Below are 23,721 nucleotides of genomic sequence, written 5' to 3'. Positions count from 1 at the left end.
AGGCACACCACACTGGCACACCACACTGGCACACCACACTGGCACACCACACTGGCACACCACACTGGCACCAATACTGGGCGCAACGTTCTGGCCGCTGGATCATGATTCGTTCAGAATCTCGCTGGACCAATCGGCCTCCTCACCCTGCCCTCCTTCGCGACCATCAGCGCCCAGCGAAACGACTTCAAAGCTTTGATCCGAGACAAAGTACAGGTAGGGATTGCCCCAGGGGTCCACTGGCACCTTGGACAAGAACCCCTCCGGCCAGGTCTCGGTCGGCTGAGTCAAGATCTCTAAGCCTTCGTCGTCCGTTGGATACCGGTTTTCCTCAATGCGGAAGGTTTCCAATGCCTCCGCAATGGTCGCAAATTCCGTCTTCACGGCATTGATGCGCGCGTTGACCAAATAGCCACGTGTCTTGATGGCAACCAAGCCGGCCAACATGCCAAGAATCACCATCACCACGATCAATTCAACCAATGAAAAGGCCGCACGTCGAGAGGAGCGTTTAGAGTACATTTCCGGCTTCAAGAATAGGTAGGATTGTGGCCAACAATAAAAAGCCAACCATCAGTGCCAAGACAAGGATCAAGACCGGTTCGATCAGCGCGGTCAATCGCGCCGATGCCGTCTTGACCTGTTCATCATAATCGTCGGCGAGACGAAATAACATTTCATCCAGCTTGCCAGACTCTTGTCCGACGGAAAAAACGCGAACAGCCAAGGGGGGAAAGGCCTGGTGTCGCCCCAGAGCATCGGCAAACTCCTCTCCAGCGGCAATACGAGCCCCACACTCCTTCAATGCCTGTCGCAGCACGCCATTGGACGTCGAACGCTGGGCCAGGTCCACCGCACGCGTCAATTCCACGCCACTGCGCGACAAGGTGCCAATGATCATCGCGATTCGAGAGACGTTCTGCTTGCACACCATGGGACCGATGATCGGCAGCTTCAAGATCCAGCGGTCGATCAAAAAGCGAGTCCGTGGATGACGCCAAGCCGCGACCGCCGCAACGATCACTGCCACAATCAATCCGCCCCAAGACCATCGGTAGTCCAGCAAGGCATCGCTTAGCGTTCTGGCAACGCGTGTTGGCCAGGGCAATTGATCCAAGGTTTCTTCAAGGTTCGCCAACAAAGGTGGCAGGACCTGAGTCATCAGGAACACCGCGGCGGCGGCTCCAAAGACAACCAGAAACATCGGGTACAGCAATGCGGTTGTCAAGGCATCGGTCAAACGTCTTTGACGCTGCTTGAACTCAGCGACTTGCTCCAAGACCTCTTCCAAGGTCCCCGCGTTTTCGCCAACTTCAACCATTTGAATCGAAGCATCATCAAACCAATCCGGACGCGAGGCTAACGCCTGTGCAAAGGATTCACCCGCAGCAACCTTTTCACGAACCTGTAACCAAGCCTGCAAATACGCTCCGCGATGTTCCCTAGCAATCGTATCCATGGCATCAAGCAATGTGATGCCAGCGCGCAACAACATTGCCAATTCACCAACTGAATCAGCCCAATGGCGCTTGGACTTCATCAGATTCAATTGGGGGAGCGACAACCGAGTGGTTCGTTGACCGGTACTGGTGATCTTGCGAACGAAGATCCCCTGATCGCGCAGTCGATCACGCGCTTGCCGGGGACTGTCGGCGTGCACGGTCCCCTGGACACTGCGTTTGGTACGATCGATTCCAGAGTAAGTGTAGACAGCCATCGGTCAACTATAACGTGGTCACTCGCAGAACTTCATCCATCGTGGTCATCCCCTGATGGACCTTCAACAGACCATCGGTGACCAGCAGATGCATTCCTGAATGCAGACCTGCCGTGCGAATCGCGGCTGCATCGGCACGTTGTTGGACCAATTCACGACAACGATCGTCTAAAACCAACAACTCAAACAGCCCCACGCGTCCTCGATATCCGGTGCCCCGACAGGCGTCACAGCCAACCGCTCGAAAGACACCTGGTAACGACTCCGCGGCTAAGCCATGAGCCGCCAAGAGCGATTCGGGAACCGGGGGCATTGCCGCGGCTGCAGACGGTTCAGCCGGTTGTTTGCAGTGTTCGCATAACCGCCGCACCAGTCGCTGTGCGAGCGCAGCGACCAGTGAACTACTGACCAAGTAAGGCTCTGTGCCCAGATCCAGCAAGCGCGTCACGGCGCTGGCGGCATCGTTGGTGTGCAACGTGCTGAACACCAAGTGCCCTGTTAGCGACGCTTGAATCGCCATCGTCGCGGTTTCTGCATCACGGACTTCGCCAACCATGATGATATCGGGATCCTGGCGTAGGACGCTTCGCATCCCCGACGCAAACGTCATTCCTTTCTTTTCGTTGATCTGCGTCTGACTGATCCCATCCAATTGGTATTCAATCGGGTCTTCCAGCGTCAGCACATTGAGTTCCTGCGAATTGATCTCTTGCAGTGAACCATACAGGGTGGTGCTTTTACCGCTTCCGGTTGGCCCGGTCACCAAAATCATGCCATGATCACGACGAATCAATTGACTAAAGCGGTCCAAGTCATGCCTGGGCATGCCCAAGTCAGCGAGTGAATACAGCCGAGCGCTTTTGTCCAACAAGCGAATCACGATTCGTTCATTATGACTGGTGGGCAAAGAGGCAATGCGTAAGTCAACGACGCGATCGCCCACTTGGACGGTCGCTCGACCATCCTGAGGTAACCGCTTCTCTGCGATGTTCATCCTGCCGAGCACCTTCACGCGAGAAAGCACTTCCTCTTGGACAGCCTTGGGAATCTCAAAGGCATCAAACAGCACGCCGTCAATTCGCTGTCGCACCATCAAGCGATCGTCGTAAGGCTGAATATGAATATCCGAGGCTCCCGACTTGACGGCATCAAACAACATGTGATTGACCAGCTTGATGATCGGCGCCCGGCCTTCGGTGTCTAACAGATCTTCCGCCGCGGGCAACTGAGCCAGCTCACTCAGTAAGGCATCCGGATCCAACGCATCAATGACCTGCTGGGTTTGACTGTTCTGTGACGCGTAAGCTTGATTGATCGCTTTCAAGATCGCTTCGCTCGCCGCTGGTAAAGGTTGCACCGTGAACGATTGCAGGGAACCGTCCAGGGACTGAGCAAGGGCGCGCGACAGGATATCTAATTGGGCATAGCCAGCCATGGAATCGATGGCAAGTTGAATCACTCCATCATGCTCGGTGGCAAACCCCATCACATGATGTTGACGCGCATGCGAGATCGGCACATGACGAACAAACAACGCCGAGGGCGTGTAAGAATCTAGGTCGGAAACCAAGGGCATCTGCAAACGCGCTGCCATCTCATGAGCGGACGAATCGAGTGCAGTTTCAGACATAGAGCGTTGGACAGAGAAAACATTGGACGAAGAATCCCCAGCGTGCAGTTCGCCAAACCGATCAACGCGTTTTGTTGATGTGACGGCGGATCGAACCGGACGATGCCAAGGCCAACGAGTCGGGTCTCACGAGACGAATGCCTGCTAGAACACTCATGATCCTAAAAGACTCATCCTCTAAAACACTAGGGTCCTAACAAACCTGGTGCTGGACCGACCGGTGGAACGGGAATCGTTTCCACGGGGATTGGCACGGGCATCGACCGGGGCACTTCATGATAGCTGTTCGATGGTAAAGTTTCTTGCTCTGTCAAACTTTTCCATTGTTCTAGCGGAATCGAGCCGTAACTGGTCGCCTGTGACCTCAGTCGCCTGGGCGGGCAGGAACCACCGGAACCCTGTGCGCCCAGAATCGCCACCGGACCGCTAAGCGGTGCATCGCCGGGATGGCAGGCATCAGCGGATTCCAAATTCGACAAAAACTGCAGGTCTCGGAATTGAGAATCACGCAGAATCACAGGGCGCAGGAAGACAAAGAACGACATGGTTTGCTGTTCTTCGGCGGTGAGCCCCGTGAGATGCTTCACGACGGGGATTTTCTCCAAGAATGGAATGCCGGTGTAAGCTTTGCCGTCGTTGGTTCGTTTCAAACCGCCAACGATGATCGTCTTACCGTCGGGAATGGTGACAACACTTCCCACATGATCAATCTGGCGTGGCGGCGGCAGATTGTCCCTGCTGGTACCAACGAAGGTACTAAATTCAATGTCAAACTCAAGTTGCAAGTGATCGTCTTCGTTGATGTGTGGCGTCACTTCGATCTTTGTGCCTGCCTCCTGGTTGCCACCCAAACCTTGCAACGTCGATGACTGGCCTTGACTGAACGCCTGAAAGGGGACACTGGCGACGCTATCCAAGATACCGGTCTGATTATCGTTGACGAGCACTTTGGGTGATGACAAGACTTTACCACGACGATGCCCACTGACTGCCTGGACAACCACGTCAGCCACATCGGGATCAACCACGACACCATTGAAACCAGCGGCGGGATTCACCGTCAACGCACCGGAGATTGGATCCACCTCGCTCAGTCCATACGAGGTGAAGACAAACGCCCGGTCGGCGCCTGTACGATCTCCCACGCTCACTTCAACTCCCAACGCAAAATCGTCACTGGTATCAATGGCAATGATGTCCGCTTGCACCAGCACTTGAGGGCGTCGCTGATCCAGGGACTGAATCAGTCGCTCGTACATCGTTTGCACATTGCTGGGTGCATAAACGATCAAACTGTTCGTGGAGACATCAGCACTGATTCGTGCCCCGCCTGGCAAAATCGCCACCGACGAAGCCGCCATGCCACCTGCGACAAAGCTGTTTCCGTACAGGCCGGCAAGCGCTGCATTCTGATTGGCAACTCGCGTGCTGGGCATATTATTCGCAAGGTTCTCTCCGACCAGGCCAAGGGAAGCATCGGCGAGCAAGGGATTGTTCTGCCCGGCCAGTGGATTGATTCCGCCAACAGACCGATTCATTGCACTGCCTGTCCCCAAACTACCTGCCCCCAGACCACCGGGCAGCATCGTATTGGGGCCGATGCTACCGACTTGTCCAACGCCCCCTAAGGTCCCGAACGCGCCTGGCAACAAACCGCCTGCCTGTGCCACCGAGTTCCCAGAGACTTGCTGAAGCGCCAACAACGAAGTCAACACCTCCACCGCCGTCGCGTTGCGGAGCTTATAAAAACGGATGGGGCTCGCCTCTGAATCAACCGGTCGATCCAATTCAGCGATCAACTTTTCAATTTGCCGATGAATGGTCTCGCCACCGCGAACGACCAGCAGATTGCCTTCTTCGTCAATCGTGGTTTCAACCGATCGATTGACTGGGCTTTGCAGATCGTCTTGATCGTCACTGCCGGTGATGCCTTGAATCAGGTTATCGATCCGGCTGGCGGCAACGTACTGCAACCGGTAAACGCGAGTTAAATATTGCATGCCACTGTCGAGTCGCTGCAACAGACGCACAACATCAGCCACTTGATCAACCAATCCAGCCACCACCACTCGCTGTCCCGCCGGATCAACTAACAACCGTGGCTTGGGCACGTTGGAGGCCCGGCCGCTACTGTTCTGAGCATCAATGCCCTCGTACTGCTGAATCAGTGCTTCCGGTGTTCGACGCAGTGGTTGATAAAATTCGATCGCACCCTCGGCATTCGGACGATCGATCAAGCTCAAGATTTCGGCGACGAGCGCGACATCCGCCGCATAACCGTTGCAAATCAAAATCCGCTGATCGGGTATGGCAACAATGCTTGCTCCACCCTTGCTGATGAACCCTTTCAAAAGCGAGGAAACCGAGGCGACGTCGATGTAATTGACTCGCAAGACTTGTGTGACTGCGGCCGCCGGTCCATTGCGACGGGAGACCTCTTGGGCATCTCCGGCCGGGGCACTGCTGCTGATCTCTGCGATGTCGACGACGCGCTTCCAGCCCGGAACCTCCGAGTCGACGATGGCTAAATTGGCCTCACGCAGCAGACTGCCCAGCAGCGTTGGCAAGACTTTTTTCGGCAGTGCGGCTGGGGTGTAGACCGTGACTTCTCGCCGGGCAATATCGGTCCCATGCAGGAATCGAATCCCCAGCTCCTGGCTCATCAAATCCAATAGAGCCGTGACTTTGACCGACCCCGAAAGGTTCAACTGGACGATCTGCTCGCCCTGAGCGGCGGGGCCCTGAGCAGCGGGGCCCTGAGCAGCGGGGCCCTGAGCAGCCAGCCGTTGAGCGCAGTCTGAGCCCAGGCTGACCACAGCGATGCCAATCGCCAGCAGACCAACCCAGCGGCGTAATTCAGTGAACATTGAACAAGAAACCATCAAACCTACCGATCGGTGCGCTGCGGAGCTTCCGCGTCTAACTAGTCAATCCACCCTCAGCAGGTCAAGAGAGACTGACCAGCGGCCATCAGCCGTTCTGGCATTAGACACGGTTTGCCAAAACCCTACACATCAAAAAACCGGGCTTAACGGCTGGCAGCTGATGAAAACACACGAATGTCGTCGGGGTGAAACTGTGTTAAATCGACGTCCTGCAAGCTGCGCCACTCCTGCTCTGAGCGCCAATCGGTTTGCTTTCCAATCGCCTGAAATCGATAGCGTTGATCCATCGGCAGACTCGCCTTGGTCTGCCGAGTGCCATAGATCACCGGCCGAATCCCCAAATCAATCGCCGCTGATTTGCGAATCGCGACGCCATAGGGCTCGTAATCCCAGCGCTGCACATGGGGTCGGTAACAGCGCTGCGCAAGCAAATGCGATAACGACCGAGCCGAAAAACAAACCACGGGAAATCGCCGGTCACTGGTCACAGCTGACGCCGTCAAGCGTCCCTGAGAAAGGATGCGTTCCAAGACACCTTGCGGCGTCCACTGGCGGAGATCAGCACCCGCCAACAGCGACAACAGGAACTCCACCTTGCTTTGATTGGGCCAGGGGCCAAAGCGCTGCCGAGTGCAATGAATCAACCACTCGTCTTCTTGGCGACACCAACACGACGTGGAACAGAGACGACCGGGGTCCACAAAGTGAGACGGAGCGTTGATCCGAAGCGGCAACGGCAACGCGGGCTTGTGGATCAGCTCATCACGCTTACCATCGGCCGGCTCAGACTCTGAGACGCGCAGCCAGGCACTCTGATCGACAGCCAGTCGCCACCGCATGGCCTGATCAATCCTGCCGCCAGAGCGACGAAACAGCACATCCACCCGCGGTGAGAGCGCGAAAAGCAAGCGATCTGCTGACAGGGACGTCTGGACTGGGACCTCGAATTGCAACGGCCCCTGTTGACAAGGAACCAGTTGGCCAGGAACCGTCCCCGAATCCGCAAGACGAAACCGGATCAACGGCATCTCAAACCGACTCGCAGCCAACGCGGCCCAGCTATCAATTGCCGTTCCCAGCACGCTGACCAGCACGCCACCGCGATGACAAGTGTCACGCATCGTGATGCGCAGAGCTCGACAGCACTGGGCAAGATGAAGATTGCTGCGACCAAAATGACTGCTTGCCACTCCATAACAGGGACGCGACCCTAAGCAACGCAGCAAGTCGCCGGATTCCGAGGCCACCGAGACAGGTAATGCAGACAGGCGTTGCAAAACCGAAGCATGACACCCTATCGGGGCCGCAATTGAAGTCGCTGACATAATGGCTCCATCGTCGAAACGTTCGAATCAAGATGCCGCGTCATTGCGACGGATTGCCCAGCTTGTTGAAGCGGGCTCACTGGCGATCACCGCATGGCCAGCGAAGGGTAAACTCTGGTCACTCAGGGACTGGATCATTGGCCTGGCGTGCCTCACTGGACGGCCTGGCATTGCGTTGCCCGAGGCGACTTGTGTGCCCAACAGACTCACTGGCTGCTCACGCCAACAAGCGAGAATCATTTCTCATCAAACGCCTGCCCCCAGAGCCAGCCCCAGACCCTGCCCCCCTGAACCAGCTTAACACTGAACCAGCTTAACAGCCCCCCAGAAAACTGCCAGAGGCAACGAAAGCTGCACAGAGGAGACTATACTATTTTGCTCCGTCTCTTTCCGCGTGTTGCCTCCCCTCTCCCGCACCGATTCCATGCTAGCATTTATTGTTCGTTCAGCACCTCTCTGGTTATTGCTCTTCTCTGGAACCATTTGGGGCGAATCGCGGCCGAACGTGATCCTTTTCATTGCAGACGACGTCAGCTGGAATGATTACGGATGTTATGGCAACGCCGCGGCGCGAACGCCCAACATTGATTCACTGGCAACCACAGGACTGCGGTTTGATCGCGCTTACCTGACCGCCAGCAGTTGCAGTCCGTCTCGCAGCAGCATCATCACGGGGCGTTTTCCGCACAACAACGGCAAGGCAGCCGAACTGCACCAACCGATCTCCACACACCTGCCTTGGTTTCCAGAGGTGTTGCGTGATCAAGGCTACTACACCGCGTTGAGCGGCAAGCATCACATGAAATCGGTACCACCGAAAGCGGGTCAACAGCCGCGTCCGACGGCCTTTGATCACGTTGATGGTGGGCGCCAGCCGAATGACAGCAGTGGATCAGCGAATTGGCTTTCCGTGATCCAAAAGCGTCCCAAAGAGCAACCGTTCTTCTGTTGGTTTGCATCCTATGATGCGCACCGAGGCTGGGACGCGGACCGACAATGGCAGACGGACAAGTACGGCCCCATGCACCGGGCCGAAGACGTGGTCGTGCCCCCGTTTCTGATTGACGACCAGCAAACGCGTCAAGACCTGGCATCCTACTACAACGAAGTCACTCGATTTGACTATCGCATCGGAGTGGTTGTCGATGAACTCAAAGAGCAAGGCGTCTTGGACAACACATTGATCTTTGTTCTAGCGGATAACGGCCGCCCGTTTCCGCGTGCCAAGACTCGCCTGCACGATTCCGGAATGAAAACCGCCTTGGTTGCTCATTGGCCACAAGGGATCGCTTGGACGGGCGTCAGTGACCAATTGGTCAGCGTGATTGATTTAGCGCCAACGATTCTGACCGCAGCGGGATGCGAGCTACCGGCAAGCTTTCAAGGCGTTGCCATGCAACCGCTGTTCAAAAGCCAATCCGCCGCCACGCGTCAGTACGCCTTTTCCGAACACAACTGGCACGACTATGAAGCCTACGGACGCAGTGTTCGCCACGGTGACTACCTGTACCTGATCAATCGCCGCCCCTACTTGGCTTGGCAAGGCCCAGCTGACTCTGTTCGCAGTCCATCGCACCAGGCATTGCTGGCCAAACAAGCAACGGGCGATTTGAACGACGCTCAAGCGGACGTGTTTACCAGCCCAAGACCAGCCGTCGCGTTATTCAACGTCAAACAAGATCCTCATCAATTGGTCAATCTGGCTGGCAAACCAGAGCTTGCGACCACCCAAGACAAGTTGCAGACCGTCTTGAAAACCTGGATGGCGCAAACCAGGGACAGCGTCCCCGAAAAGATCTCACCGGACACCTTTGATCGCACCACGGGCAATAAACTCAAGAAGAATCAAATTGATTCCGAGGGAGCCATCACACCCGGTGAAGAGAACGCGGCCGATCAAGTGATGGGACCACCGACGATCAAGTAGAGACAGGATCACGGATCGTCTTGAACGCGATCAACGTTCCATCTTTAACACGGGCAAACGGCCGCGCACATCAATCTGTGCTTTGACGGCCTCCGGGGTCTTATCGACAGGCCTGGGGCGATCACTTGGCAGCACGTCGGGTGGCTGGTACAGCGAACCCTGTCTGGTTCCACGACGGCGAAACTCTGCTTCAATCTGCAGCTTTAAAGCCGACTTTTCCAAACACCACTTGGGTTCAATCAGATACTGTGGCGGCGCATCACCACTGATGCGCTCAACAATCGTCTCGGGTGCGATTCGTTCCAAGAAATCGACGACAGTGTTGATGTAGTCCTGACGCTCCATCATGTGAACGGTGCCATCGAGCACCTCCTGTCCCAGTGGAGTGTCTTGAACAGCATACAAATTATGCAGTTTGATGGCGTCCGGCCCCAACTTGGCCACCTCCAATGCCGTCTGCATCATGTGCTGATGGGTCTCACCGGGGATTCCCAGAATGATGTGCACGCACGTTTCGAAACCTCGATCACGACTGCGATCAATCGAGTTAATCAGATCGTCGTGCGAATGCGCTCGATTCATCCAGTCCAGTCCGGGTTGATGCATGGTCTGCATGCCAAACTCGACCGAGACATAATGTTGCTGCGCAAGTTTCGCCGCTAACTCAATGACACTCTCGGGCATGCAATCAGGACGCGTACCGATGGCCAAACCAACGATCGCGGGATCCTGATTGAAGGCCAGCTGATAGATTTCTTCCAACTGATCAACGGGAGCATAGGTGTTGGTGGCCGGCTGGAAATAGGCAATGAAGCCACTGACGGTTCGATAGCGTCGGCGCACGCTCTGGATGCCGCTGGCCAGCTGCTCGCTGACTCGTTTTAAACGCACGCGCCGCGAGGGGCTGAAGGAGCGATTGTCACAGAAATTGCAACCGCCTCGGGTCAAAGCGCCATCCACATTCGGACAGGTGAAACCTGCATCGACACTGACACGCTGAACGCGCCCACCAAAGCGACGACGGAGTGCCCGACCGAAGGTGTTGTAAAGCAGCCCCTCCTGTTGCCACGGAAGCTCGTTGGTTTCAGCGGTTCCGTTCACAATGCCTTCGCTATCCATGTTTGGTGTCGAAAAAAACAGTTGTCTGGACAACTGGCCCAAAAATTCGAGTTCAAGAACGCCGTTTTGGCCGTTCCAATCCAGGTGGCTCCCACCATAATGGAGGACTTGGCAATCCAGCTCTCGGTTCAAAGTTTCTCGCTTCAGTTTGGCCAGCGAATTGCTTTCTGGGTATCCTGAAGTTGGGTAATCTTAGGGTTGCCGTTTTATTTATTTGGATCCATTCGCTTTTTATTTATCTCTCGACGAGCAAAACTGTGAATCTTCTGGACGAGTTTAATGACGAACAGGAGTTTGCTGGCAAGTACGGCCAGTTGACACCAACAGGGGGTGGCGACCCGATCCCCTTGCTAAAATCACGCCTTCTAGTCGGTCGCCGCAGCGATGTTGACATTCAATTGAAATTCAATAATGTCAGCGGACAGCATGCCCGCATGTCTCTGGAACAGGGCTATTGGTTCATCCGCGACATGAACAGCCGAAACGGGGTCAAGGTCGACGGACGCCGAATCAATCGCAAACGATTGGACCCCAAATGCAAACTGTCCATCGCTCGCCACGATTATATCGTCGAATACGACCCGCAAACGCTGGGTGCTTACGGGCCTCCACCACCAGACGATGACTACGTGGAAGAGGTCATGAAGAGCTCGCTGATGGACCGAGCAGGCCTTAGTCGCCGCTCGCCAAAGAAGCGTCCCTCGCCCTAGACCTGCTTTTCAACTTCGATGGTCTCGGTCAACTCAGCCCCTTCAGGGCTCTGGCGATGCTGAGCGGCCCCAGCGGAGTTGGATTCTGCGGAGTTGGATTCTGCCGCCAATGGCGAGGTTGATTCCGCGGCAACCGTCGAACGCAATCGCCCCATCTGCGGCACCTCGGTTGCCAGGCGACGGTTGCCAGGCCGATTGCCGCGTCGCACCCAGAACCACAGCGTGACACTGACCAGGAAGATGGCGACCACGGCGACGGATCCTTCCCAGATCAAACTGTCACGCATCTTTCGGACCGGGGACAACACCGCGCTGAGGTGGTACTGGACCAAAACCAACAAGCCTGATTTGCGATCTTCCGGAGACCGCCGTCTGGAGTCGGCGATCGCCTGACTCTCCGGCACCCAGACCGGTTGCATGGCAGCAATCCATTCGCCCTGATAGTCCTCGCTGTCGTCGACCTTGGCAATCGGATCGGTGTAGGCAACGTTTTGGCCGTCCAGCAAGGCGCTCATCATGGCCGGCTCGACCTGAAACCGTGCTCCTTCGCGAACCGCAGCTTTGCCCTGATCCGATTCCATCCAGGGATGCTGCAAGACGGTTCCTTGCAAATTGCCTTGACGAGCATCCAGGAGCACGGCGACTTTGTCTTTCTGTTCCGACTGCAGTAGCTCAATCTCACCCAAGTTGATCGTCGCCACAAACACCGCGTCGGGTTTGCGTTTCAAATCATCCGTTGGTTCCCCCTCAACGAGCCGCTTGGGGCGATCGAAATACACGGGCAAGCTGATCGCGATCTTCCATAGTCCGGTGGCCGTGGACTGGAATGCAGATGACAAATGGATGTTCGACAGTGGCTGAATCGATGCGATTGGTGTTGAATCTTCGAGGTCATTTTCCAGGCCATGATAGTAGGTCCGGTAGGCGTAGTTTCTACCTGAACTGTCCTGTTCCCTGGACACCGGATCTTTATAAGCGATCGCGACAATGGTGCCATGCGGATCGGTGACAAAAATGGTCGCCAAGCGCGGCACATGGGCTGTTTCGGGTGCACCGAGATAATTCTGCAAACGCGATTGAAAGTATTCGTTTAACTTCAAGCGACTGGCAGAATCCAACAACACGTCACGTGCTTGAGTGCGCTGCCGCGCCTCTCGACTGGTCCCTGCTGCGGCGATTTCATCCAAGGCTTGTTTGAGCGGTGGGTCTTGCAGAGCGTCGCGCACATGCTGCTGAAAGGTCGCCTTGGAAGTCTCCTGCAGGCTGAGACGAAAGTAACGATCGAGCTCGTTTTCTAACGTCCTGGCAGCAAACTTGGCCGCCAGTTGATTACTGCCTTCGGCTTCGGTGTGCAATGCATCTCGCGTCCGATCGACCGCATTATCGACGGTGCGAAAAGCAAACACGGCGGTGGCGATCAACAGCAGCATCGGCCCCAGCACTCCCAGCAGCATCAGCGGCCGCTGCAGTCGCACCTGATCGCGACGATCCAGGGCATCAATGATCTCTTGGACGTTAGTAAATCGCTGGCGGGAATCAGCCGCAATGCAGCGGCTGATGATCTGTCCCATTAAACGATCCACACCTTGCGTTTGCAGATGCTGCTGTGGTGGCGGCGATTGCTGAATGCTGTGTCGGTAACATTCCAACCGCTTGGGAAGCGAGCCTGCGGCGTCTAAATGATCCAGCGTTTCCTGTGTCCGGTACGGGGCATTTCCGGTCACCATGCGATACATGATTGCGCCGGCGGCGTACACATCCCAGCCGGTACTGGGACTGCTGCCCACACTGGCCTGTTCGGGCGCCATATAAAACAGCGTCCCCAAGGCGGGCGTCTGATCATCCGTCATTCGGCTTTGACCGAAGTCAGCCAAACGCGGCTCATGGTCCTCGCCCAACAAGATGTTCGCAGGCTTCAAATCGCAGTGCAGAACGCCTTTACTGTGGCTATGATTAAGCCCCACACAAATTTTCCGGAACAGCACGACGGCTTGGTCCGCTGTCAGCGTCCCACAGCGTTTGAGTTCGTCTTCTAGCGAGCCGCCGGTGACCAGCTCCATCACATAGTAAGGTGGATCATTGTCCCAGCCAACTTCCAAGACCTGCACGATATTGCGGTCAGCGGACAACTGCACCAGATTCTTCACTTCATGGCTCAGCAAGGACCAATTGACCCCACCGCGATGCAAAAAGAACTTGATGGCCACGGGGCGGCCGGTGTTTAAATCGCATCCAACCCAAACTTGTCCGAAAGCGCCGCTGCCCAAAAACCGTTCCAGACGGTACCCTGGAACCTCTGACGGCGGAGTTGTTGCCTGCATCGACAACTTTTGACTGCTCAGACGATCACCCGCACTCTGATCTTCAGTCAACTCGCTGATCGGTTCCCTGCTTTCCACTCCCTGATCCTCAAACACCTAATCTCTCAGTCGCCTCGAGTTCCCTGCTGGACGCTCGCCACCCGATATCCGATACCACGATGTCTCGCAATCTTCTCATTGTAACGACCAACAGTCCAGCTGTCCTCTGGGCTCACCGACTGCGGCAAGCTCGCATTGGGCGACAACACGTCCAATGGTTGGCCGGATTTTCGATGATGCTCTGGATCGTCGCTTCCACGCTGGTTGCGAATCCTTGTTACGGCCAATCCGACAGCACAACGCAGGCCCCTGACCAAGCATCGTCCGCTCAGCGCAACACGAGCCCCCCAGCGGATGGCTCGGCTTCCACATCGAAATCGCCGGTCGATCCAGAAAGCCTTGACGGACGAGACGGCCGCGAGTTGCTGCTGCGCAACTTTCGCCCAAAACAAAAACTGCGTGGCAAGACAACCCCGTTGAATCGTGCCACCCATCCAGTCGTCGACGTTCACACTCACTTCCACTATCGCTTACGCGACAGCGACCAAGCGCTGGAAGACTACGTTGGCTTGATGGATCGCAACCGCATCGCGGCCTGCGTTTCACTTGATGGAAAACTTGGGCCTCAACTCAAGAGGCATCAAGAGTACTTGTGGACGCGGTACAAAGATCGCTTTGCCATCTTTGCCAACGTGGACTGGCAAGGCAACGCGCCTCAGGATCGCCCAGACCTCTGGCCCTGTCATCGGCCAGGCTTTGCAGAAGACACCGCAAGGTTGCTTGAACAAGCTGCCGCAGAAGGTGTCAGTGGCCTAAAACTCTTTAAGCAATTTGGCTTGGGCTATCGCAATCCAGATGGAACGTTGCTCAAGATCGATGACCCACGCTGGGATCCTATCTGGGCCAAATGCGGCGAACTTGGCTTGCCGATCATCATTCATACCGCTGATCCGGCGGCTTTCTTTGACCCGATTGATGAAACCAATGAACGCTGGGAAGAACTCAGCCGCCATCCCGACTGGAGCTTCCACGGACCGAAGTGGCCCTCCCGTCAAAGCCTGCTCGATGCTCGTAACCGAGTCATTGCCAGACACCCCAAGACCAAGTTCATTGGCGCCCACATGGCGAATCATCCAGAGGATCTAAAAGTTGTCGCCAAGTGGCTGGACACTTACCCGAATCTCTACATCGAGCCTTCCTCACGCATTGCCGAACTTGGACGCCAACCCTTCACGACGCGTGACTTCCTGATTCGCTATCAAGATCGCATCATGTTCGGCACCGATGGTCCCTTTCCCGAAACACGCGTCCATTACTACTGGCGATTCTTTGAAACGCACGATGAGTCGTTTCCATACAGCGAAAAAGTTCCGCCACCTCAGGGCCTGTGGAACATCTACGGGATCAAACTTCCCGATGAAGTCCTGCAAAAGCTGTACTACAAGAACGCTGCCAAATTAATCCCCGGAATCCAAGCCCGCATCAACACGTGGCGTTCCAAGAATCACACCCCATAGCGTGCCGTGCTTGCACGCATCCCACGAATTTTGCAACCAATCACAATCGCAACACAAGTTCATCGGTGCGTGCAAGCACGCCCCCTGCAAAAGCGTCATAACGAAACTCTATGAACAACAAACCAACATTTGCCATGCTTTGCTGCGCCGTCGGCGCGGAAACTCGCGTGAAAGCGGACATGGCTGAAGAAGGCTGGCGACTAGCCTTTTCGCGGCCCGGCTTTGTCACCGCAAAACACGACCAAACCACCGACTTGCCTGCGGGGATCTTCATTCGCACCAGCTCGCACTCGCTGGGACAATTGCGTGGCGGCGAAGGCAATCAGTTGATCACCGAACTCAATCAACTGCTGCTAGACAAAAGCCCCTTTGATGACGCCGCCCAGCCGTTCGACCAGCTTCATGTGTGGCCGCGCGATCGCCTGCCGATTGGCAAGTTTGGGTTTGAGCCCGGGCTGGATGAAGTGTCTCTGGCAGTGGCCGATGAGATGCACAAACAGCTGAAAGAAAAATGGGTCAAGTCCTATTCACCCAACCTGACTGCCACCGCCGGACAACGCATCTTGGACGTTGTTCTGATCGACCCGTCGCACTGGTTTGTCGGCTGGCATGAAGCCTCTGATTGCCATAGCTGCTGGCCAGGTGGGGTTCAGCCCATCGAACCGCCGCAAGAACCTGTGTCGCGAGCCTACTATAAAGCTGCCGAATCGATCGCCTGGAGCGAATTCCCCATGCAGCCAGGCGACACCGTTGTCGAAATCGGTAGCGCACCCGGTGGCGCCTGTGGCTACCTACTGGAACTGGGCATGAATGTGATTGGGATTGATCCAGCCGAAATGGACGAACAGATCATGGACCATCCCAATTTCAAACATCTGCGCGCCCGTGCGGGGGACTTGCCGCGACATGAATACAGTTCGGCAAAATGGCTGTTGACCGATTCAAACGTCAAACCAGACAAGACACTGACGACGATTCACAATATCGTGACCCATCGCCAATGCAAACTGGAAGGGCTACTGCTGACGCTGAAGTTAGGCGATTACGAAGTTGCCAGAAAAATCCCCCAGTGGATCAATCAAGTCATGCAATGGAAACCCAAGAGCATCACCCTCAGACAGCTCGCGCGCAACCGCTGCGAAGTCTGCATGGCGATTCGAATGTAGTTTCCAGCGTTTGATCCAGCGGGCTGACGCCGCGCTGGGTTTCCAACCACAGTGATTCGAACGGAGATCGCAATGGCTGCCTCCCCTGCTTCAACGGTGGATCGGCGACACACTCGATCGTGAGCTCCGGAAACAGGTTAGCCAATCAAGCATGATCAACGACGAGCAGGCTGTCCTCGATGAAGTCAACGCCGACAAGTGGGCGATGCTTTATCGTTGCCGATGGTCGCAGCCTGACGCCGACCGGGTCGTTCCCCAATTGACGGAATTGCTCGACAGTACTAACCCGCTGATCACGCACGAGTCGCTACGCGCTCTATTTCGCATTGGGACACCAGCCGCCCGAGCGGCTCCACGCGTGGCGGAATTGACTGAATCAGACGATTCGATGACGAGACGATTGGCTGTGCTTGCACTTGGCCAGATTGCACACACGATCCCGGACGCTTGCGTCGGTCCTCTCGCATCAGCGTTGAGTGACGCGGAGTGCTGTCGGGATGCACTTCGAGCATTGGCTTTCATTGGTTCCGAAGCACACAATGCGCTCGATCAAGTGAAACCACTGTTCTCTAACCCAGACGCCAAGGTTCGAAAGGCTGCCGTCATGGCAGCATCCGCAATCAATGCTGCGGATACAGAGATCATTGAGTTGCTCCACCGGGCAGTGGCAGACCGAAGCAAAATCGTGCGAGAAGCTGCGAGCAAGTGCTTGCAGGCCACAAGGATTGGCTAACCATACAATGCACCGGAGTTGCCGTCCGGGCCGAATTTCAAATCCACGTCGCTGGCGGCAACCCGGTGATTGTAGACGTTACTCGTGGACGCCCTTAATGGATTTGGGCGACAGAAACACGCCACTGAACACCTCCGGCGATGGCAGTTCAATGGTCCCATCTCGGTAACCTAACTGAGCATATTGGTTCTCATCCAGATCATCAGGGATTGGGAACCCGGGATTGAGATAAAGATCCCCGTTGCGATCGTTGTAAGAGCGGACCGAACCATCGGCAAACAGGAAGTTCGCTGAATTGGCGTGAATCGCGACCCAAGCCAAGGTGGATTGCATGTAGGTGTGCAAAGTCGAAGAACGTCGAATCGGTGGATCGCAGTTGCCCGCCACTTCGCAGGCCAATTGAGCTTCTAGTCGAGAGCCATTGGACCCGATGCGTTTAATCACTTCTTGGCTGCGGTGATAGTACGCCGGACCTTCGCTGATGGACTCTGCCCCCAATGTTCCGCCGTCGATGAAGACACGCTCTTCTGAATCCCCCAGTGCAAAAATGTCGGTGTCTTGGGTCTGAAAGGTGACCGGCGAAATGGCTTCGTCGATATCGCCGGCGGAGGCATCACCCAGCAACATGATCTGACTGGAAACACGTTCGCATTGATCCAGAAAACGTTGTGTCAGTGGCCCAAGCGTTTCACGGCGTCCACGCAAACCTTGCTGGGCTGCCTGGCCGTTGGTGCGAATCCGCCCCGTACCAACTTCATAACGAATACGGGGCTTGGCATGAATCAGAAACCAACTGGCTGCGTAATTCGTGTTGTATCCACCGCCTAAGAAATAGCGGCTGACCAACTGCTGGCGTTCGTCGGTCTCGGGTTCGGTCCTGGCAAAGCCATCTGCCGCGGAACCGGAACCACTGACTTCTTTCCACGATTCCTTTCCACAAATCCCGTCTTCATAGCGCGACGTTAGGTTCCCCGTTAGATCATTCAAGCCGTCGTTGGTCCGGACGCCGTAGAGCTCCAGCACCTTCTCGCTAAAGGCCAAAGGGCTCGTCGGACACAACAAGGTTCCTCGGCTACCCGTGCCGGAATTGACCACATCGGCGACCCAGCCCCAGCGATCAGAACAGCCTTCGCGTTCATAGTCGAAGGCACCTGAACACAGAGCCGTAGCGGGATCTCGATCGGCACGCAATGAGAAGGCCAATCCCGCCTGCCTCAGATTGCTTGAGCAGATCGCCTTGCGTGCCGCTTCTCTCGCCCGCGTGATTCCACTCAACAGCAGCGCTGCCAACAAGGCAATGATGGCGATCACCACCAACAACTCAATCAATGTGAACCCAGATCGCAAACGACCGTGAGATGCCCCTTTTTGAAGCCCAACCATGCAACCCGTCCCCATTCGACATGAACACTTAAAATCGATTGACATGCGAGTCATCCTAACGGATCTCGTCGATGCGTAAAGCAGCAAATTGCCAAAACCTTGCGGGGCGAGAAAGCCCACGGTCGCAAAGATGAAGATCATTTATCGGCAACAGGGGCGCCGCCGCGGCAGACGCGGCCCGAAGGCTGTCACTTGATCACACATCGCAAAGCATCATTATCGAGAGATAGCTCACAGGCAAAACTCCCGAAAAATGGTGACGCAAACGCCGATGGGGAACGCGAACGTCCATACCTCGCTCACTCGATCACCAAGACCAGCCCCGACCAACTTTCCAACGCACTACTTCCGCGTTGTCACTCTTCTTGAATCCTGAACTTCACAGTATCTTAGCGAACGCGTCCTGTTCCGGCGCATCAGGTCCTGGCAATAGACTGGCACTCTTGATCTCAAAAACAACTGCGAGTGTGTGACAGACCACAGCAGCATGAAGAATCTTATCATCGCGAACCATCGCTCGGTGGAATTTGCCGAGGATGATCTACCTGCTAGAGCCTAGGCCGCCTGGCGTACGGCACCGAAGCGGACACTGGTTTACACTGTCAGCTTGCCTTCGCATCATAGTGGTCACGCGATTGGGTCAGCTTGATTGGATCCGCATGACCGGGCCAGCGACCGTCACTCAATCACGATCTTTGTCATCGCGTGACTTGCTCGTGGAAGTTCCACGAATAACCGCTGCGAGAGGTAACGTTAAGTCAACATCAAACTCATCTGCTAACTCGCGCATGACCGTGATGGGGCTCGAAGCAGCGGCCTTGCTGTGTTCCTGCAACCGGCCCTCCACGTGCAGCCGATCTAGCCCCGACTTCAGTTCCGGCAGTACGATCACATACCAGTGCTTCGCACGGTCCCGTGCGGCTTGACGGTACGCGTTGGTGGTTCTGTCCCCCATCGTCCACCATTGATCGGCTAATTCGAGCTGTTCGCTAGCCGCAGTCGGGTTGGCGATGTCAGCCTTGATCAATTTGGCAAGATCCTCGTTCGTCGTCCTAGCCAACAGTGGCAGCCCTGCTTCCCAATCAGCTTTGAAGAAGCAAAGAAATCGGCCAACGACTTGAGCGGCCTCGTCATTGTCGGGGTCAATGCGAAGCGTCGACAGCGACTCTTTTGAGTCTTCGTACACTCGGTAGGCGGCTCCGAGGAGACTTCGCAAGCGATCAATCTTCTCGGTCGTGTCAGGGGAGTCTTCATGGGAATACCAGCGTCGCACGAGCCGGATCAACCGCTGAGAACGGCCGTAGTCATCGGTTTTAAAGCCAGCAAGCATCACGTGCAGTGCACGTGCTGAATACTGCTCGGGTCCGTTGATCTCGTCCTTGCTGCTTAGTAGATGCTTTCCGGCAAATTCGGCCAGACGCTCCACATTCGTTTCATAGGGATCGAGTTCAAAGTGTGCCACGCGTTGATCCAGGGCGTCGATCAGCAGTTCCGCATCACCGGCCTCAATTGCCAGTCCCTCAACAGCCATGTAGACGACGTATTTCTCTGCAGGCAGTTCGTCCATGATCTTGGCATGTTCAAGCAACTCCGCACCGAATTCGGAACGATCTTCGTCGGTTTTAAGACCATCAAGATCCTCCTTGAAGACAGTCCGAAGTTTTTCCGAGGCAGCTTGCAATGCGACACCTTTGGGGACCGGCTTCCGCGCAAGATCGCTGAAATCAATCGGAACTTCAAGTGCAGGAATCTCGACTTCCGCAAGCGGAACGGCAACCTCGCCTGGTGACTCCATGTCCGGATCGATGGTCTCTTGATCGGAGGCCGTGCTTGCTGCCATCATCGCTCCCACAGGGATTGGTTTCTGCAGCTGGGCATTCATCGGGGGTTGCTGTTCGTTGTACTCGAGCGCCTTATTCAGGACGCCAGACGGTGCTGAGTCAGACAACAGGAAGGGCGTCCCGTCGCCCCAAAGCGCAAACACGCCTCCAGCTCGAACCCCTTTCAACTGCTTGCGCGGCTCGCGACCAGCATCAAAGTCACCTGGCGCGCTCCATTCAATCGCCCATTGATCATTGGCCTCCATCAACATGATGGTCTCCGCAGGCGTGTCTCTCACATCTCTAGGGAAGCGGAGCGCCAGACGACCAAACATATAGTTCTCTTGAACAGGCAGTACAAAACTTGTTTTGGTGTCGCCTCTTTCCGGCGACACGAACTCATTGGGAATGTGCTTCAAGAGCGATTTGTTGGGTTCCAGATACCAAGCTTTCTCCAAATCAAACTTGTCGTAGAGTTCCTGATAGCCCAAGTACGGAAGAATCAACACTCGCCAAGAAAGTGTTTCCACTCCGACACTGTTCTTGTGTGCCAAAGCAAATTTCCGATCCTTCTTGCAAGCTTCAATCGCCTGGCCGATCGATGTCAGGCCTTGATACGCCCACTCGTTTTTTTGCTGAGCTTCGCCGAGCTTGAGTTCTTTCCAGCGCTCTTCGATTGGGGCGGGAGTCGGCTTTTGCTCCACCCCTAAGCCTGCAGCCTGTTCTTCGGTCCCAACAGCCTCGTCCGGCGATTCCTCTTTCATGCTCAGCCGTGCCGAGGGAACCTCCGCTGGTTGGGGCTCCGGTTCAGCGGGCTTGACTGCTTCAGAGACAACTTCCTTTGGGCTCTCAGGCTTCTTCTCGGCTTTGTCGGTTTCGCTACTCGCGCGTTTCCGTCTAGCCGACTTGTACAACAGATCTTCGGTACTCGGCCCTCCACAGCCGCAAACCACCGTGACGATGATGAACAGCGCGACTGCCTGCCTGCTGAAAGCGAGACAACGGGTCCCAGGACTTGTGTTTGTTTTTGTAACGTTCATGGTCGGTTGAGACACTATTGTTCGAAAGTGTTACAGGTAATGCCTGCCACTGATTGATAGAGGCAAGCGAGAGGGGAACACTAGTTTTTTTTATGACATCACGGCAATCGGCTGCCGGGAGAGTTCTTTTGATTTTGAAACCAATCCATGCCGCTCATTGAACAGACGATCCCTGTTCGGTTCGCAGCATGACAAGAACGCTACATCAAGGTAGCGTGGACCCAACCATGGGTCATCGAGGCCCCGCCACTGGCGACAACATGCTGCACATCAAAATAAGCGAACTCACGTTGTGCTTGGTCAATCAGGGTGTTCAATCGCGAAGACACCCACGAATTCACTCGATCTTCAACAACGGGATAAGCATCGCCAGGATGCGCCAATGTGCTCGGCTTGCGTTTCGCGGCCTCGGCATCCGCTTTTGTAAGTTTGGTTTTACGAGCCAGGACACTTGTTAAATCTTCGCCGCCAAATTGGACAGTCCAGACCCAGTGAGTGTTCTTGGTGACGAACAACAAGGAAGTTGCAGCGGCCCCACAGTGCAATGCTGCGACCGTCGGCAGTTTCTCTAGCGGCTGTTGATCCTCCTCATCGCCACCTTCCCACAGGGTCTTGTATTCGACAGAGATCAGGTTGGCCAGCGCCAGTGGATCTGCTTGCATCCCACCAACGTTCACGCCCAAGTCACTCAGTTTCTGTCGCCGTTCATCGACAACCACCTTGCGAATCGCTGCGATCCCGGCAGACCGACCCAGGTTACTGTTTTCATCGTGCGGAGCGATGTAGGTGCTGAGATAAAGGTCATCCTTGTCCATCGGCAACCGCTCATTGATCTCACGTTCAACCAACCCCTTGGCCACGCTATCGTTGACCGGAGGAAGTTGCGTGAATCGGCTGATCAAACTGTCCGACGGCAGATTGCACCAAACGGGCGTGTCACCCATTTCACGTTGCTCGAGCACGGCCTGAAGCGTCTCGAATCCCGCGTCAGGATTTTCGCTTCCGGCCCGACAAGTGGGAGCGTCAAGCTCCTTGAAGAATGCGTCTTTTACAACAAGTGCATCACCTTCTTTGGCAAGCAGAACACCTTTGACTGTTGCTGAACCGACGTCAAATCCCCACGCCGACTCGACTTTTTTGGCGAGCAGCTTTTTGAAAACCCCTTTCTGAGACCCGAACGATGACTTGATATCACCGACTCCCAGACCCTGCAGCGCGAGACCGAATGCCACATTCATCTGAGCGCCCGCGGAGACAATGTTGCCAAGGTCTCCATAATCAACGCAGTTCAGCCGGCAAAGAAACTCAATCTCCCCGCCCAGCTTGGAAACGGGCGGACCATTTCGATAGGGCAAGATCCCATGCTCTGGGCGTTTGCCTTGTTTCAAGTTAGCGGCAATCTGCTGGACCGACTGGGCGTGATCGGGAACCTTTGGCTCTAGCTTTTGCAAACGCTTGGCCAGACGCCCTAATACAGGTGTGTCAAAAGGCTGATCCTCGAGTTGCTTTCGAATCCAAAGCACATCGTCAATCCATTGCTGCATCTTGATCGCTGTCTTTTGGCACTCCGCCAACTCTTCAACGCCGGATGTGCTTGGAACCGCTTTCAAACTTTCGATCGCAGCTTGGTAACGCCCGTCCGCAACACTCTGCTTGGCGTTTTTCGTTAGTTTATTCGCCACCCCGACCGCCAACGTGTGCAGTGATTCGCCTTCCGACAACGTATCCATCAGGTGGTCAAGCAAGGGGCCAGCCGCGATCCAGTCACGACGGTTCAACGCGTCTTTCAGTAACTCATGTGAATCGACTTGCCCCGAGAGGAACTCCTGGGCCAACCGCAACGACTCCAGCATTTCCTTGGTCAGCAAACGCATCGGTGCATTCTTAAGAATCGCTACGACAGCTTCATGATCTTGTGCATCAATCTTTGGCTGTGCCCGCTGCATTAACTCGTTGGCAAGGTTTTCACGAGCGGCCGCGATCTGCGCAATTTTATCGAGTGACTCCGCTGCCAACTCAACGACTTCGCGATACCGATAATCCTTGTTCGCGGCGAGTCCCTGAAGCAGACTGGTCGCGGTTTCAAAATCATCCTCTTTGGCGCAACTGAGAGCCTGTGAGACCATGGATTCAAAACGCTGCCGCTTGGCCTCGATCGCCTCAATCAGGTTCTGACCACAGTGGCTGCAAAATGGCTGAGTCAATGCCACTGGCTTGCTGCATTCTGGACAGTTTTCATACAGCCCATGCCCACACTGCAAGCAAAATTTTGCGTCAGCTGAAGTCTCTGCTGAACAGGCACCACAGGTTACAGTCGAAGTATTTGTAATCACAATCTAGGTCATCTCAAGTCAACAACTAAATCAGCAGCCTTCAAAGCCACCGGCAT

At 55.4% G+C, this 23,721-nt stretch carries 15 protein-coding genes; 5 read left to right on the top strand and 10 right to left on the bottom strand.

Annotation, left to right across the window (positions count from 1 at the left end; all coding sequences use genetic code 11):
• Positions 1–102: 102 nt before the first annotated feature.
• The 5 genes from gspG to SV7mr_RS02280 all read right to left on the bottom strand — a co-directional run bounded on the left by gspG (position 103) and on the right by SV7mr_RS02280 (position 7,557).
• On the bottom strand, positions 103–522 hold the full coding sequence (gspG, locus tag SV7mr_RS02300; RefSeq protein WP_145268842.1) for a type II secretion system major pseudopilin GspG: 420 nt from the start codon (positions 520–522) through the stop codon (positions 103–105).
• The gene (locus tag SV7mr_RS02295) at positions 512–1,717 is read right to left on the bottom strand and encodes a type II secretion system F family protein (protein WP_145268840.1); all 1,206 of its coding nucleotides are present in this window, start codon (positions 1,715–1,717) and stop codon (positions 512–514) included. The genes gspG and SV7mr_RS02295 overlap by 11 nt, the downstream gene beginning before the upstream one ends.
• A 7-nt stretch (positions 1,718–1,724) precedes the next feature.
• A complete protein-coding gene (locus SV7mr_RS02290; RefSeq protein ID WP_145268838.1) occupies positions 1,725–3,347 on the bottom strand; it encodes a GspE/PulE family protein in 1,623 nt (540 codons plus the stop codon).
• A gap of 185 nt (positions 3,348–3,532) precedes the next feature.
• Positions 3,533–6,214 carry a secretin N-terminal domain-containing protein gene (locus tag SV7mr_RS02285; RefSeq protein WP_419187992.1) on the bottom strand — a complete coding sequence of 894 codons (2,682 nt, stop codon included), beginning with the start codon at positions 6,212–6,214 and terminating at the stop codon, positions 3,533–3,535.
• A 161-nt stretch (positions 6,215–6,375) separates the two neighbouring features.
• A complete protein-coding gene (locus SV7mr_RS02280; RefSeq protein ID WP_145268834.1) occupies positions 6,376–7,557 on the bottom strand; it encodes a hypothetical protein in 1,182 nt (393 codons plus the stop codon).
• A 424-nt stretch (positions 7,558–7,981) separates the two neighbouring features.
• On the opposite strand from SV7mr_RS02280, the gene SV7mr_RS02275 reads away from it, so the two are divergent.
• Positions 7,982–9,484 carry a sulfatase family protein gene (locus SV7mr_RS02275; RefSeq protein WP_145268831.1) on the top strand — a complete coding sequence of 501 codons (1,503 nt, stop codon included), beginning with the start codon at positions 7,982–7,984 and terminating at the stop codon, positions 9,482–9,484.
• A gap of 30 nt (positions 9,485–9,514) precedes the next feature.
• Here the strand turns inward: SV7mr_RS02275 and mnmL are convergent, their stop codons facing one another.
• The gene (gene mnmL / locus SV7mr_RS02270; protein ID WP_145268829.1) at positions 9,515–10,603 is read right to left on the bottom strand and encodes a tRNA modification radical SAM protein MnmL/YtqA; all 1,089 of its coding nucleotides are present in this window, start codon (positions 10,601–10,603) and stop codon (positions 9,515–9,517) included.
• 257 nt (positions 10,604–10,860) lie between these two features.
• Here mnmL and SV7mr_RS02265 point away from each other — a divergent pair, with 257 nt between their 5' ends.
• Complete coding sequence (locus SV7mr_RS02265) at positions 10,861–11,313, top strand: FHA domain-containing protein (protein ID WP_419187991.1); 453 nt, start codon at positions 10,861–10,863, stop codon at positions 11,311–11,313.
• Here the strand turns inward: SV7mr_RS02265 and SV7mr_RS02260 are convergent.
• Positions 11,310–13,730 carry a protein kinase domain-containing protein gene (locus tag SV7mr_RS02260; RefSeq protein WP_419187990.1) on the bottom strand — a complete coding sequence of 807 codons (2,421 nt, stop codon included), beginning with the start codon at positions 13,728–13,730 and terminating at the stop codon, positions 11,310–11,312. The genes SV7mr_RS02265 and SV7mr_RS02260 overlap by 4 nt on opposite strands.
• A gap of 62 nt (positions 13,731–13,792) precedes the next feature.
• On the opposite strand from SV7mr_RS02260, the gene SV7mr_RS02255 reads away from it, so the two are divergent.
• From SV7mr_RS02255 to SV7mr_RS02245, 3 genes are all read left to right on the top strand, one after another.
• The gene (locus SV7mr_RS02255; protein ID WP_419187989.1) at positions 13,793–15,190 is read left to right on the top strand and encodes an amidohydrolase family protein; all 1,398 of its coding nucleotides are present in this window, start codon (positions 13,793–13,795) and stop codon (positions 15,188–15,190) included.
• A 110-nt stretch (positions 15,191–15,300) separates the two neighbouring features.
• The gene (locus tag SV7mr_RS02250) at positions 15,301–16,356 is read left to right on the top strand and encodes an SAM-dependent methyltransferase (protein WP_145268827.1); all 1,056 of its coding nucleotides are present in this window, start codon (positions 15,301–15,303) and stop codon (positions 16,354–16,356) included.
• 151 nt (positions 16,357–16,507) lie between these two features.
• Positions 16,508–17,089: a HEAT repeat domain-containing protein gene (locus SV7mr_RS02245; RefSeq protein ID WP_145268825.1), complete on the top strand. Its 582-nt coding sequence runs from the start codon at positions 16,508–16,510 to the stop codon at positions 17,087–17,089.
• A 78-nt stretch (positions 17,090–17,167) separates the two neighbouring features.
• Here SV7mr_RS02245 and SV7mr_RS02240 read toward each other — a convergent pair whose 3' ends face one another.
• The 3 genes from SV7mr_RS02240 to pilM all read right to left on the bottom strand — a co-directional run bounded on the left by SV7mr_RS02240 (position 17,168) and on the right by pilM (position 23,665).
• Complete coding sequence (locus SV7mr_RS02240; RefSeq protein ID WP_419187988.1) at positions 17,168–18,472, bottom strand: DUF1559 family PulG-like putative transporter; 1,305 nt, start codon at positions 18,470–18,472, stop codon at positions 17,168–17,170.
• Between the two features lie 682 nt (positions 18,473–19,154).
• Positions 19,155–21,332, bottom strand: coding sequence for a DUF1559 family PulG-like putative transporter (locus tag SV7mr_RS02235; protein WP_145268821.1), 2,178 nt, complete (start codon positions 21,330–21,332; stop codon positions 19,155–19,157).
• A 200-nt stretch (positions 21,333–21,532) separates the two neighbouring features.
• Entirely contained in the window at positions 21,533–23,665 is a 2,133-nt protein-coding gene (gene pilM / locus SV7mr_RS02230; RefSeq protein ID WP_419187987.1) for a pilus assembly protein PilM, read from the bottom strand.
• Positions 23,666–23,721 lie beyond the last annotated feature (56 nt).

The sequence above is a fragment of the Stieleria bergensis genome (genome assembly GCA_007745635.1).
In the GTDB taxonomy this organism is placed as follows: Bacteria; Planctomycetota; Planctomycetia; order Pirellulales; family Pirellulaceae; genus Stieleria; species Stieleria bergensis.
The sequence above is the reverse complement of the archived record's forward strand: the minus strand, read 5'-3'. Positions and strand labels throughout refer to the sequence as shown.